This is a genomic window from Pedobacter paludis, from assembly GCF_003173575.1.
GTDB lineage: Bacteria > Bacteroidota > Bacteroidia > Sphingobacteriales > Sphingobacteriaceae > Pedobacter > Pedobacter paludis.
Window position 1 is genome coordinate 14,815 of sequence record NZ_QGNY01000006.1, and the last position, 14,914, is coordinate 29,728.

At 35.4% G+C, this 14,914-nt stretch carries 12 protein-coding genes; 11 read left to right on the forward strand and 1 reads right to left on the reverse strand.

What is annotated here, in order from left to right; genetic code table 11:
* Positions 1–18: 18 nt before the first annotated feature.
* Both DF947_RS16305 and DF947_RS16310 read left to right on the forward strand, forming a co-directional pair.
* Positions 19–801 carry an outer membrane beta-barrel protein gene (locus tag DF947_RS16305; RefSeq protein ID WP_109931121.1) on the forward strand — a complete coding sequence of 261 codons (783 nt, stop codon included), beginning with the start codon at positions 19–21 and terminating at the stop codon, positions 799–801.
* A gap of 116 nt (positions 802–917) precedes the next feature.
* Entirely contained in the window at positions 918–1,910 is a 993-nt protein-coding gene (locus DF947_RS16310; RefSeq protein ID WP_109931122.1) for an ABC transporter ATP-binding protein, read from the forward strand.
* A gap of 6 nt (positions 1,911–1,916) precedes the next feature.
* On the opposite strand, the gene DF947_RS16315 is transcribed toward DF947_RS16310, so the two are convergent.
* Positions 1,917–2,321 carry a hypothetical protein gene (locus tag DF947_RS16315; RefSeq protein WP_109931123.1) on the reverse strand — a complete coding sequence of 135 codons (405 nt, stop codon included), beginning with the start codon at positions 2,319–2,321 and terminating at the stop codon, positions 1,917–1,919.
* Positions 2,322–2,456: 135 nt separating this feature from the next.
* Between DF947_RS16315 and DF947_RS16320 the strand changes: the two genes are divergently transcribed.
* From DF947_RS16320 to DF947_RS16355, 9 genes are all read left to right on the forward strand, one after another.
* Positions 2,457–3,017: a DUF4230 domain-containing protein gene (locus DF947_RS16320; RefSeq protein ID WP_109931124.1), complete on the forward strand. Its 561-nt coding sequence runs from the start codon at positions 2,457–2,459 to the stop codon at positions 3,015–3,017.
* Between the two features lie 85 nt (positions 3,018–3,102).
* On the forward strand, positions 3,103–3,264 hold the full coding sequence (locus DF947_RS22300) for an RNA polymerase sigma factor (protein ID WP_158526285.1): 162 nt from the start codon (positions 3,103–3,105) through the stop codon (positions 3,262–3,264).
* Between the two features lie 6 nt (positions 3,265–3,270).
* Complete coding sequence (locus DF947_RS16325) at positions 3,271–3,666, forward strand: sigma-70 family RNA polymerase sigma factor (RefSeq protein WP_109931125.1); 396 nt, start codon at positions 3,271–3,273, stop codon at positions 3,664–3,666.
* 129 nt (positions 3,667–3,795) lie between these two features.
* Positions 3,796–4,977, forward strand: coding sequence for a FecR family protein (locus DF947_RS16330; protein WP_109931126.1), 1,182 nt, complete (start codon positions 3,796–3,798; stop codon positions 4,975–4,977).
* 128 nt (positions 4,978–5,105) lie between these two features.
* Positions 5,106–8,609 (forward strand): SusC/RagA family TonB-linked outer membrane protein, encoded by a 3,504-nt coding sequence (locus tag DF947_RS16335; protein ID WP_109931127.1) that lies wholly within the window; start codon positions 5,106–5,108, stop codon positions 8,607–8,609.
* Between the two features lie 12 nt (positions 8,610–8,621).
* The gene (locus DF947_RS16340) at positions 8,622–10,058 is read left to right on the forward strand and encodes a RagB/SusD family nutrient uptake outer membrane protein (RefSeq protein WP_109931128.1); all 1,437 of its coding nucleotides are present in this window, start codon (positions 8,622–8,624) and stop codon (positions 10,056–10,058) included.
* An 18-nt stretch (positions 10,059–10,076) separates the two neighbouring features.
* On the forward strand, positions 10,077–10,883 hold the full coding sequence (locus DF947_RS16345; protein ID WP_109931129.1) for a DUF4843 domain-containing protein: 807 nt from the start codon (positions 10,077–10,079) through the stop codon (positions 10,881–10,883).
* 73 nt (positions 10,884–10,956) lie between these two features.
* Positions 10,957–12,444, forward strand: coding sequence for a PKD-like family lipoprotein (locus DF947_RS16350; RefSeq protein WP_109931130.1), 1,488 nt, complete (start codon positions 10,957–10,959; stop codon positions 12,442–12,444).
* A gap of 54 nt (positions 12,445–12,498) precedes the next feature.
* Positions 12,499–14,892, forward strand: a complete 2,394-nt coding sequence (locus DF947_RS16355; protein WP_109931131.1) for a zinc-dependent metalloprotease — start codon at positions 12,499–12,501, stop codon at positions 14,890–14,892.
* Positions 14,893–14,914 lie beyond the last annotated feature (22 nt).

Consider the following 14,914-nt stretch of genomic DNA (forward strand, 5'->3'; position numbering starts at 1 on the left):
AAAATAAACACACAAAATATGAAACATCTAATTTTTACAACACTTTTGGTAAGCGGGCTTGCCGGTGTTATGGCTCCAAGTGCTTTTGCACAACAAGATAGTACCAAAAAGAAAATGGATTATAGTGAAGGACATGGTATTATAATCAAAACAAAACCTACAGATTCAGCTAAAAAAGGCCGATTTGTTGGAGGAATCACATTTACCCGAGTGGATTTAGGTTTCTCTAGATTGATTGATAATGGCGATTTTAACTTATCTCCAAACAATGAGTTTTTAGATTATAAAGGTGGCAAAACCAGTACATTCTCTTTCGATGTTCTGCAATTCGGATACCGTTTCAACTCAAACTTCAAGATTTATGTTGCCGGTGGTTTCGATTGGACTTTGATTCGCTTAAGAGATAACATCACCATCCAAAAAAATCAGCCAACACTAACCTATATAAATGAAAATGTAGCTTTCTCTAAAAATCGTTTCTCGAGCAGTTATGTACACATTCCTTTAAACTTCGAGTTTCGTACAAAGGAAAGCAGCAAAGGCAAAAGATTCTACTTTGTTTTAGGTCCAGAGGTTAGCTTTTTGCTAAACGGAAAAGTTAAACAGATCAGTGACGAACGCGGTAAAGAAAAACAATACGACAGTTACCACTTTCAATCGGTACGTTATGGCGGAACATTGAGATTTGGTTACGGAGGCTTAGGCTTGTTTACCAAATATTATTTCAACGATATGTTTACTACACCTGCACAGGCCGGTTTAAAAAACATGAGTTTTGGAGTAACTTTCGGGTTGAATTAAAAAATAACACACACATAGAATAAGATCCTGTTTCGGTTAGGCGAAACAGGATTTTTTTTGCCTAAACATTTTGCTTTCCATTTTAGTCTTTCTTCTTTAAACTTTATATTTACCGTGTGAGCGATACCATAATCAGTGTAAAAAATTTAACCAAACAATATCAGGCAGAACAGGCTGGAGGCGTTAAAGATATTAGTTTCGAAATCAACAGGGGAGATGTTGTTGCCATAATTGGCGAAAGCGGAAGCGGAAAATCTACCTTGTTAAAATCTATTTATGGTTTGTTGAAAACCGATGAAGGCGAAATCTTTTTTGAAAACGAAAAAGTTAAAGGCCCTGATGAACAATTGATCCCTGGGCATAAACAAATGAAAATGGTTACGCAGGATTTTTCATTGAACATTTACGCCAAGGTTTACGATAATATTGCCTCACAATTATCGAATACAGATCTTAAAACAAAAGCCGAGAAAACGCTTCAGATTATGGAGCATTTAAGGATTTTGCCTTTACAAAATAAAAAAATAATCGAACTGAGTGGAGGTGAGCAACAGCGTGTTGCCATTGCAAAAGCCATGGTAGCAGATACTAAAGTTTTGCTCTTGGATGAACCATTTAGTCAGGTTGATGCTTTGTTGAAAAACCAGCTCCGTGCCGACATTAAACGCGTTGCTTCAGAAACTGGAGTCACCGTAATTCTGGTTTCTCACGATCCGGCAGACGGCTTATTTCTAGCAGATCAACTGCTAATAATTAAAGAAGGAAAACTCCTTCAAACAGGAAAGCCGTCAGATATTTATCAAAATCCAAAGCACATTTATACTGCACAGATTTTGGGTAACGCTGTTGTTTTACCAAGGTTAGATGCCGAAAAACTTGGCCTTAAAACCTATAAGGAATTTGTAGTTTTCTATCCCGAATGGGCAGAAATGAGCAACAGCTGGAACAGTAGGCGTTATGAGGTAAAAGATGTTTATTACAAAGGCTTTTACGATGAACTTTTGTTGGAAAGAAATGGCGTGAGTGTACGGGCTTTACAATTGAATAAAGGCGTGCATAAAAAAAACGACTCCGTTCAGTTGAACATCAGTCGTTTTTTAGAATTTTAAGTAAAATTAATCTGTTGCAATTAATACAACTTTAACGCGTACAGACGAAGTTGGCCTAACAGGTGCCCTGTTTTGTAAATCTGAGCTCTGAATATCGATAGATAAACCACCAGGATAAACTTCATAACTATAAGCATCTACATTATAAACAAATGGCAACTGAATATAGCTTGCTCCGTTGTTATAAGAAATGTAAACCAATGTACCTTCGTTATCTACGTGATAAGCATCAATAGCAGAAATGGCTAAGTCAGCAGAATAGGTTTGTCCATTGGTGCTCAAAACCCATTGATTAGGAGTTACATCTCTAACGATAACAATGTTTTGTGCACTTTGAACGATAGTGTCTTTTTTGCACGACACCAGACCAATTGTGGTGATGCAAAGGAGTAAAAATGTTAGCTTTTTCATGTGATTAGTGTTTAATTTGTGTGTGTGCTTTGCATAATACAAAACAACTGCCAAAAATTCTGATCAACACAGTATGGATTAATATTTGTTTATTCCACATTACACAATATTGAAATTTGAATTAATTCCCTCGCTATGAGAATCATTTTTAGAGTATTACCCTGGCTAATTTTAATAATTGCAAGCTATTTATTTATCTCAAAAAAGTTTAGCATTAATACTTCTGTAGAAAGTAAACATCAGCTTTTGGTAGAGAAAATAGAAGCCATAGGTAAATTAGAGCTGGTTCGTTATCAAATTAGCGATGTTTTGGAACACAAAACCAAAACCGATTTTTTGCCTGAGGCAAGCGTTTTGTTAATTGTTAAAGCAGAAGCTGTTGGCTGTATAGATTTAACAAAAATAACCCACGAGGATATAGACATAGATGCGGATACAGCTGTAGTAAATTTACCACAGCCAGAAATCTGCTATGTAAAAATAGATCATAAAAACTCACGTGTGTACGATACTAAAATGGCATTCTTTCGTGAAGCTGGTTTGGTAGACGAAGCCTACAAAGCTGCCGAAAGGCAAGTAAACGATGAGGTAAAAAAATCGAGCATTTTAAATCAGACTAAAACCAATGCTACAACTGTTTTGAAACCAATAATAGAAGGATTGGGTTATAAAAATGTACGCTTTACCTTTGAATAATTATAATCCGAATTGCTTTCCTACATCACGACGTAATTTTTTTGTTATGTTTTAATTAACTTAGCAATTGATTACTGCGTTGATAATGACTTCTTATAAATCGTATAGTGATGAGGAATTGATTGCTCTTTTGCAAAGAGGAGAAAGGCAAGCCTTTGATGAAATTTACGATCGGTTTTGGGATAAGCTCTTTGTTACAGCAACCAATAGGCTCGGCGATGCTGGCGAAGCCGAAGATTTGGTGTAAGATATCATGCTTCGCTTGTGGAATAACCATGAAACACTCCTTATACAAACATCTTTAAGTGCCTACTTGGCTGTAGCTGTTAAATACGAGGTAATTAATTTTTTGGCAAAACAGAAACGTTATCAAAGTTATGCTTCTTCATCTGATTTATCTGAAACGGATAATAGTACAGAGGACTTTCTTCAATTAAAAGAATTACAAGATCGGTTATCAAAACTCGTAAAATCTTTGCCTGAAAAAGGTCAAATGGTGTTTGTTCTAAGTCGCGAACACGGATTATCACAAAAACAGATAGCTGAAAAGATGGGTATTTCGCAAAATACAGTAGAGACTCATCTAAGAAGAGCTATAAAAAGACTTAAATCAGGATTGAAAACAATTTTATTTTCCTTTTTTATATAGAATCTGGTCAGATTTTATCGTCTAAATATTTTAATTTCCATTTTTTTTAAAAAATATTTTCATTCCTTGTCACGGAAACCTCGATTTCAATTGGCTATATATTAAAGAGCCACAATACACTATTTTTTTATGCAGGAAAAACCATACAATAAACGTTTAGAAATGCTTGCCAAAAAGTGGCTTGACGGGAGCATTACATCTAACGAGGAACAAGAATTTGCAGATTGGTATAATCACTTTAATGACGAAAACGAAATCGTTATTGATAAACAATTTGCTATAGATGAGTTCGCTTTGAAAGCAAGAATTGCTTCAAAAATAAAAGAGCAGATCAATAATAGGCTTAAAACAGAAACTCCTGTTCGGATTAAGATTTTTAATCAGCCTTGGTTTAAATACGTTTCAGCAGCCTGCATTATAATCACATTATCTATAGGTCTGTATTTTTTAGTTGCCACTAAATCAAGAACATCTTTATCTACAAATAATTTAGCAAAAGATATACAGCCAGGTGGTAATAAAGCTGTTCTTACCCTATCAAACGGAACACAGGTAGTTTTGGACAGTGCTAGCAACGGAAAATTGGCTCAGCAAGGAAATGGAGAAATTAATAAACTTAATGATGGCCATATTGCTTACAATAATTTAAACGATGCAAATAAGGAAGTGGTATTCAACTCTTTAAGTACACCAAAAGGAGGTCAATATCAATTGAGTTTACCCGATGGCACACAGGTTTGGCTAAACTCAGCCTCATCAATAAAATATCCTACAAGTTTTAAAGGGAAAGATAGAGTAGTAGAAATAACCGGCGAAGCTTATTTTGAAGTAGCCAAAAATAAAGCAATGCCTTTTAAGGTTATTGTAAGCCATTCGGTTATTGAGGTTCTGGGTACTCATTTTAATGTTAATGCTTATTCAGATGAGGCAAGTACCAAAACAACCCTTTTAGAAGGCCATGTAAAAGTTGAGGAACTTCAATCTCATCAATTTAAATTAATAAAACCCGGAGAACAGGTTCAGTTGTTAAAAAATGGATTGAGTATGTTGGTTAAGAGCAATGTAGATGTAGACCAGATCATGGCTTGGAAAATTGGATTTTTCGAATTTAGCAACACAGATTTACCCACCATTATGAGGCAGATTGGGCGATGGTATAATATTGATGTTGAGTTTAAAGGCGCTATTGGCTCAGAAGAATTTGGTGGCCGAATCAGTAAAAATCTGCCACTATCCAAAGTATTAAAATTATTAGAAACCAACGGTATAAAATTTAGGCTTGAAGAAAAAAGATTGATCGTTAACCCTTAAAAAAATCCCCCCTATTCTGTTTAGCACATCCTGCAACGGTTTTCAAGAAGTTGATTTCCGGTTGATGAATAACTATTGCCATTTTTTTAAACTATTTATTCAACTATAACCAACCAAACTATCAAACTATGCAGTTAAAATTACTCAATGTTAATGAAAATGTAAATTGCTGTAAACCGTCGAGATCAAATACATCGATAAAAAAGATGTTTAAGGTTTTTAAATTAACGATGTGTTTCCTGCTCTTCCCTTGGCTCCTTGTCTGTGCCCAGGCACAAACTCAAACGGTTACACTTAAAATGCAGAATGTTTCTTTGCAAAAGGTAATCAAAGAAATTTCAAAGCAAACCAAAGTATCTGTGGTTTACAATGAGGCCATGTTTTCGGGAGCCAAACCCGTAAGCATAAATGTTAATGGCGCAACCGTAAGCCAGGTGCTAAGTAAATGCTTTGAAGGGCAACCTTTTGAATACGAAATCCAAGACGGAACTTTTGTTATAAAAAGAACAGACCAAAAGCCTGAAACAAAAAATGCAGGAAAATCTACTTTTGGATTTATTCAGGGTATAGTTAAAGATGATAAGAAACAACCCGTAGAAGGTGTTAATGTGGCTATACCCAGTTTAAAAATGGCAACAGCGACTAGAAAAGATGGTTCCTATAATTTTAGTTCCGTTCCTTATGGTAAATATACAATCATTATCAGCTACATCGGCTTTGATAAAAAGCAAATTGAAGTAGAGGTAAACAAAAACTCCGTGATTGCGAATGTATCGATAAAGGAATCGGACAATACAATGCAAGATGTGGTTGTTAACGGTATTTTTAGCAGACCTAAAGCGAATTTTACTGGTTCTGCTTCGAGTTTTACGGGCGATCAGTTGAGGGAAATAAGTCCAACAAGTATTCTAACCGCATTAAAAACATTGGATGCATCTTTTCAAATGCCTACTGATGATATAAACGGATCAAACCCAAATGTAATTCCAAGAGTTCAATTGCGTGGAAGCAATAGTATAGCACAAACAGATTTACAGAATGAATATGGGTACATCAGTAATCCACCATTGATTATAATAGATGGTTTCGAATCGACTTTGCAAAAGGTGTATGATATGGATATTAACAGGATTGCTAAAATCACTTTGTTAAAAGATGCCGCAGCAACGGCAATTTATGGTTCAAAATCCGCTAATGGTGTTATGGTTATTGAAACCAAGCAACCAAAACCGGGAGAATTGGATGTAATGTACAATGCTAATTTAACGCTTAATCTGCCAGATCTAACCAGTTTCAACTTAATGAATGCTGAAGAAAAGCTAAATTATGAGCGAATTGCAGGATTATATAAAAGTGCAAATTTTTCAGAGCAAAACCGCTTAACAAATTTATATAACTTAAAGCTTCGAAATATCCAAAACGGAGTAAATACGTATTGGTTATCTCAGCCTTTACAGCCGGAATTTAATCAGGCGCACAGCATAAGTTTAAGTGCTGGCTCTGAACGGTTCGTCTATCAGGTTAACGTTAATTACAATAAAAATGGTGGGGTTATGATTGGTTCTAACAGAAACAATCTGGCTGGAAACCTGAATATGCGTTACAAATATAAGGGCTTAAGCTTTCAATACCAGTTTTCCTTAGGATCAACAAAAGGGAACAATTCCCCTTATGGTGATTTTAGTCAATATTCTAGGTTAAATCCATATTGGACTAAAACCGGGGCAAATGGTCAGATTTCTAAATTCGTTGATAATTATATTGTTAACGATATCAATGGTAACCCAGTTGCTTTAGATGGTTACACCCCAAGTGAGATTAATCCACTTTGGAACACTACCTTAAACACCATTGATAATAATAAAATGGTTAGCATGGGGCATAATGTATATGCGGAGTATGCCTTAACACCTGAAATTAAATTTAATGGAACTTTTTCCATTCAAAACTCCAACACAGAAATTAACAAGTTTTTACCAAGTGCCGCATCACAATTTTTTTCAACTGGTAATTTCTCTGATAAAGGAACTTACGATAGAACTACTGGTTCAGACCGAAGTACGCAAGCCAGCTTTAATGCGAATTATGGAAAAGTTATGGGGATGCATACTGTTTATGCAACTTTCGGAACGAATATACAAGAAAGTAGTGGCGAATCATTAGAGGTTAAAACAAAAGGTTTTGCTAGCGATAAATTAGATGATATTCTTTTTGCGCTAAAATACAATGGCGATAAACCTAGTGGTAGTTATCAATTAAACCGTACGGTTGGGTTTTATGGCAATACCAGTTATGCTTTTGACAATCGATATTTAGTTGATGGATCTTTTCGTATTGATGGATCATCAGTATTTGGAGCAGATAATCGTTTCGGTAAGTTATGGTCGGTAGGTGCTGGCTGGAATGTGCACAAAGAGAAATTTTTTAAACTTCCAAAGGTGATAAACCAATTAAAATTGCGTGGTACTTACGGTTTCACTGGCTCTGTTAACTTTGATAGTTTTGCATCTACAACAACATATCAATACAATACTTCGGGACAATATCTCGAGTTTATTCCCGCTAGCCTAATCGCAGCAGGTAATCCAGATTTAAAGTGGCAACGAACTAAGAAACTAAACTTAGGGGCCGATCTGGCTTTATTCAATAATCGCTTAATGGTTAACTTTAACTATTATAATGAGATTACCGATGATTTGATTATGGCAAACCCTGCTGTACCATCATCGGGTTTTACGAGCTTTCAAAACAACTTAGGTAAAACTAAAAATACGGGCTATGATATTAGTTTAAGTGCATCAATACTTAAAAATTATGAGAAACAATTATTTTGGAATGTTTCTACCAGCTGGTATCACAACAAAAATACTTTGTTGGAAATAACCGATGTGCTACGTAATCAAAATAAGGTTGTTACCGATAGTTTGGCTCAGCAAAAATCTTCTGCCCCATTTCTACAATATCAAGAGGGCGCTAGTATAAGTACTCTATATGCGGTTCGTTCTTTGGGTATCGATCCTAGTAACGGCTACGAAATATTCTTGACCAAAGATGGTAAGCAAACCTACATTTGGAATGTTCTTGATCAAGTAGCGCTTGGTGACTTGCAACCAAAATTCAACATTACTTTTAATAACCACTTTCAGTATAAATGGCTAAAGCTAAATTTTGGACTCAATGTTGTTTTGGGCGGTGTACAGTATAATACTACGCTATCTGATAAACTGGAAAGTGCTGATGTTAATTACAATGTTGATCGTAGGGCACTTGATGGGCGTTGGCAAAACCCGGGTGATGTTGCTGATTACAAAGGTTTAACAACTATAGATGGCTATCATCGTACTGATGTGCAAAAAGTAATTACATCGAGATTTGTTCGTAAAAATGCAGCTGTAGAACTAACAGGTTTATCTATTGATCCAGGTGCTTTACTATCTAAATACATTACCAAATTCAGTAATAAGGTAATTGAAAAGGTAAATAGTAGCATGAAAAATAAGGTGAAATCAGATATGATTGATGTAAAATTTTATATGAACAATGCCTTTAGTTTATTCAGTCAGGAAAAGGAACGTGGTACCTCATACCCACTTAACCGCACATTTGCATTTAACATAACCCTTCATTTATAAAAGGAGAATATTATGAAAAAAATATTGATAATGATCATTCTTGCAAGCTTTATATTTTCAGGTTGCAAGAAATTTTTAGACGTAAAATCTAAAACCAATGTAGTAGAAAGCGATATGTTTAGTAATGAGCAGGGTTTTAAAGATGCTACTGCAGGTGTTTATTATAAAATGACGTCAACCCAGCTGTATGGTGATAAGTTAACCATGAGCTTTATGGATGTTATTGCTCGAAGGTACGACATACATGGTTACCCACTCTATAATTCCGAATATTCTCACATATACGATAACCCAGGGGATTATAAAGATGATCATATAAAAGGTATTATATCAGATGTTTGGGAAAATATGTACAACGCAATTGCTAATACAAATAACGTTTTGGCAAACATTGATGCCAAACGTGATGTTTTTTTAGCCAATAATTACAATTTAATCAAAGGCGAAGCGCTAGGCCTACGAGCTTACATGCATTTTGATTTGGTACGAATGTTCGGCCAGCCTTATTTAACAGGGGCAGATAAACCAAGTATTCCGTATGTATCAAACTTTTCGGCAAAAGTAGTTAACCCTTTATTAACAGTAAAACAAATAACAGATAGTGTAATTAAAGATTTAAATGCAGCGGCCATCTTGTTAAAAGGAGATGACCTTAAAAGCAGCTCATCTGATAACGCTTGGTTAAATAATAGAAAATGTCACTTCAATTATCTAGCCGTTGAGGCAACCCTTGCTCGGGTGTATCTATACCGAGGCGATAAGGCAAACGCACTTTTACATGCAAAAAATGTAATTGCATATAGTAAGCTAAGGTTCGTTACCGAACCTGAGTTGAACCTTGGATCAACTGTTGATTACACCTTTACCCCAGAACAAATCTTTTCTTTAAATAAGGTTGATTTCGGAACGACCACTCAAATTTCGTTTTACTTTAATGGAGCTACAAGTGGTTCAGCTTTAAGCAATAGCATCGATAAGTCTGGGCAATCAGAACAAGCCGTAGAACGAATATATGAAACAACTACTGGCGGAAGTACTGACTATAGGTATAATTACTTGTGGCGACTATATACAAACGACGTTTTTCCGGCAAAATTCTGGCAAGATGGCGCAAAAGAGAAAGCCTTGGTTCCACTAATTAGATTGCCTGAAATGTACTATATCGCCGCAGAGGCCAGCACCACTGCAGAAGGAGTAGCGTACTTAAATACGGTTAGAAAAAACAGAGGCTTAAAGCCGTTAGCTTTAGATTTAAATGCTGAAGACCTTAAAAACGAGATATTTAAAGAGTATCAAAAGGAATTTTATTGCGAAGGTCAGCTGTTTTATTATTATAAAAGGCTAAATCTTAATGAAATGGTTGATAATGATAATATAAATAAAATCTCTACCGCTGGGGTTTATGTATTTCCATTACCTGACCTAGAAATTCTTAATGGTAACCGCTAATCAATTAAATGTATCAAAATGAAATATTCAAATTCTATATATAGGAAAATTGCAATTATGCTATTTGCCTTAACGGTTTCACTAACCCTTTTTTCATCATGTAAAAAGAAAAATGATATACCTCCAGCTTCTTATGAAAATGCAGCTTATTTTCTTGTACCACGGATAGAGAGTACAAGTAATCTTGACCCACTTATTTACCATTTTATTAAAAATTATTCTTTTTACTTTTTGGGAGATCCAACAATTGTAAAAGATACCATTTGGTTGCCTCAAGTACGAATTGTTGGAAATGTTGCAGATCATGACCGAGTAATTAATATAAAAGTAATTGACAGTGGAACAACCGCTATTGCTGGGAAAAATTACAAACTATTAAATTATGTTGTACCGGCTGGATCTTTCGTAGCTAACAAATTAGGTGTCGAAGTTTATCGTACCGCCGACTTAGGGGATAATACACTCAAATTGATGCTAAAGCTAGAGCCTAATGCAGATTTTCCAGGTCTTATGATTGGAAATTCCCTGTCCTATGATGCTAAATATTATACAGGTGATACTTATAAAATCAACATTAGCAATAAACTGATAGAACCACCTTATTGGGCACCATTTATAATTCATTTTAACGCTTTTAGTACCGTTAAATATCAGTTTATGGTTGATGTTTTACATGTTTATATTGGTACAAACCCAGATACATCAATAGATTTAGGAAATATAACAATCTATAAAACAAGGTTAAACAATGCGCTGGATGAGTACAATAATAACCATCCAAACAACCACCTTACAGATGAAAATGGTAATGAGATTTCCTTCTAACCTATTCAAAATTATAAGTTCAAATGTCTAGTCTAATCAATATTGGTTTAAACTAGATTAAAAAGATATTAATATGAAATCAATTATAAATAACTTCAATAAAAGATTCAATATAAATGGATTTATGCTAGTGATAATATGTCTTTCGGTATTATTGCTAAATTCCTGCTATAAAGATAAAGGAAACTATGATTATAAAATCTCTAATGATGTAGCCATTAAAAGTGCCGATACAATCGAAGTTTCTCAAGGTGATCAACTAAAGATCACTCCAGAACTTGAACAGCGAGTAGCTGCAAACGAAAGTAGTCTGAGTTTCGAATGGACATTGGCTGTAGCTGGAAAAACAGTTGCTGATTCTACTTACCAAGTGCTGGCTAAAACACGTAATCTTGATATTAGTACAATCGATTTTAAGGCAAAAAGAAATTACTATACCTTAAACTATAGAATTACAAACCTTGAAACAGGGGTTGTCTATCACAAATTAATTAAACTTTTGGTTTCAACCAATTTCCAAACAGGATGGATTATTTTGGATCAATCTGGTTCATCATCAGATCTTAATTTTGTTAACGATAATCAAAAGGCAGCCTATTATAAATTATTCTCAAAAGTAAACACAGGGATAACGTTGCCATTATCAGCACACCATGCTTATTCCTTTTATGTGCCCGAAGGATCAAATCCAGAAGTTTCTCTTTCGGCAGTAATTTATGATAATGAGGGTTACTTAATCGACAATGGAAATTTTAAAATACTTTCCAACTTTTCTTCGCTGTTTTATACTAAACCTTCGGTTATTAAGCCAGAATTTATGCAACAAAATTTAGGCAATAATTTAAGCCTAATTAACAATGGCAAACTTTATTATATGAATACTTCGGCAGGATCTATCAAATTTGGAGATGAATATAGAGCTTATGACGGTGCTGGGTATAGTTTAGCACCTCAGCAATTTAAATCGTATGCTGGTAGTGGTGTTTTGTTTGATAATTTGAATCGTCGTTTTTTGAGGGATAGTTATGGAAGTACAACTTTTGTAACACCAGATAGAGCTTTTGATGCGTCGTACACTGCTTTCGATCCTGTTAATATAAATTCAAATCATGAATTGATGAGTATTGGTAGCATGGGACCTAGCTATTATTCTACACTTCTGGCAATTTTTAAAGATAACACAGACAATTCTTGTTACCTATATGGAATGGAGGGCGGAAACAAACCAACACTATACAAAGCAATAGAGAATAGCCCCAATATGTATTTAAGTGCTGGGTTTGCTTATGCCCCTGCCCGTAATCAGATCTATTATGCAGTAGGCAATATTCTTTATCAATATGATGTGCTGAGCAATAGCTCTACAATTGCCTATACTTTTCCATCTGGTGAAGATATAACTGCCTTACAGACAAAAAATAGCGAATCTGTAGCAGTAGCAACATATAACGGTAGTAAAGGGACTGTCTATACCTTCGATATAGAAGCCACCGGAGAAGTTACTTTTAACAGCAAATATGAAAACTTTGGCAAGGTCAAAAATATAAATTACCGATACTAATCAGCCATGTATACCTTAACGAACCACATAAATTTTCCCGCAACTTAAACTTCTATGCAGAAGATAACCTATTCAGAAATCATTAAATACGCGCTCAAAAAAAACAACACAATCAAAACCAGACTATCATCAGCTTTGCTGATGGTAGTCTTACTTGCAAATTTGCAGACCTTAGGCCAACAAGAAAAATCTGCAAATGTAATGCCTTTTAATAAGGTAATTGCACCAAATGCAACGGTGAGCAATGGTTTTTTTAAGGTTTATCATCAAAATAAAGAATACTATTTTGAAATACCCGATAGTATGCTGGGTAGAGAAATGGTTTTGGTCAACCGTATAGTTAAAACTTATGCAAACAGTTCGACCTTTGCAGGCGATCAGCTTGCGCCACAGCAGGTTATAAGATTCAATAAAACAAAAGATAATAAGATTGTACTTTATAATCCCAGTTATACAATAAATCCTGCTGATAGTACCTCCCAAATATTTGCCTCCCTTAGCAAGTCGAATTTAATGCCTGTTAAGGCAACCTTCGATATCAAGGCATTGGGAAAGGAACTACATTCGAGTTTAATAGATGTTACGGATTTTATTATTAAAAGCGATTTGTTTTCAGAGGAGGCCAGTTCACTCACTTCGATAAATGCTTTTAGAGATAACATTGAGATTTCTGCGCTGAGAAAAGGAGGAAGCGGCGATACTGAGGTAAATACATCTATTTTACTGTTGCCTGAAAAACCGATGCAGCCACGCTATTTTGATGAGCGCATTGGCTATTTCAATACAAGTTCGCTCATTTATGATGAAAACGGAACTAAAGAAATAAAATTGATAAAGCGACGTCGTTTAGAGCCTAAAGCCGAAGATTGGGAAAAATATTTAAAAGGAGAATTGGTAGAACCAAAACAACCTATTGTATTCTATATCGACCCGAGTACACCAAAAAAATGGATTCCTTATCTTATGGATGGTGTTAAAGATTGGCAACCCGTGTTAGAAAAGGCGGGTTTCAAAAATGCTATTTATGCCAGGTTGGCACCGACAAAAGAAGAAGATAGTTCGTGGCGTTTAGAAGATGCGGCGCACTCTGCTATAATTTATAAAGCATCGGCCATTGGCGAAGCCAATGCGCCAAATATTTACGATCCACGAAGCGGAGAGATTTTAGAAAGCCACATCAACTGGCATCATGGAATTATGAAACTCATCCATGATACTTATTTCATTCAGGCATCGGCTAATGATCCGAAAGCCCGTACAACCCATTATGATGATGAATTAATGGGACAGCTGATCAGAATTATTTTGTCTCACGAAATTGGGCACACATTAGGTTTGTTGCACAATATGGGTGCCAGTTCAACTGTTCCGGTAGAAAAACTTCGCGATAAAAAGTGGATTGAAGCACACGGACATACGCCATCATTGATGGACTATTCCCGTTTTAATTATGTGGCACAACCTGAAGACGGAATTACAGGAAAAGATCTTTTTCCAAGAATCGGCGATTACGACAAATGGGCTATTGAATGGGGTTATAGATTATTACCTCAATTTAAAACTGCTCCTGAAGAACAAGTTTATTTAACACAACTGACGACGGAAAGGCTGAAAAATCCAAGCTTACTATACTTAAATGGTGATGATTCTAACGAAAATGACCCTAGGGCACAAATGGAAGATTTAGGGGATAATGCAATGAAAGCCGGCGAATACGGTATAGCCAATTTAAAGAGAGTTGTTCCAAATCTTATCGAATGGACCAAAGAACCCGGACAAGGCTACGCTAATTTAAGTATGATGTACCATGAAATTATAGGCTATACGCCTAATGGAGCGCCTTATGGTCAGTACAGCAACTATATTGGTCATGTGTTGAAAAATATCGGTGGCATTTATAAAACACCTCGTATTGCAGGCGATTCAGCAGCAATTCTGCAATACGTACCAAAAAGCATTCAAAAACAAGCCGTGCTTTTCTTAAATAAACAGCTGTTTGAAACTCCTTACTGGCTTTTAAACAAAGAGGTGTTGTCCAGAACCGCTGATAACCCGCTTTCTGTTATCGGAAACATCCAAAAAATAACTTTTAATAAGTTGGTTAACAACAATCTTAACCTCACGTTCAGGTCTGAGGCTGCTCTTGGCGACGAGGCCTACACGGCAACAGAATTATTAAGCGATTTAAAAAATGGTATCTGGAGTGAATTAATCACAAATAAGCCAATTTCAATTTATAGAAGAAATCTTCAGAAAAATTACATCATCGCCTTAAACGGGATGCTGGGAAACTCGAGAGATGCAAGTGATTTATCCTCTATAGTGAAAGCACACCTGCAGGTGTTGCTTGGTGAAATCAACTTATCAATTTCACGAACTTCGAATGAAAGTTCAAAATTACACCTAAAATATGTTGCTGAACTTATCCAAAAGACTATCAAAAATTAAATCAATATTGTAACACAAACAC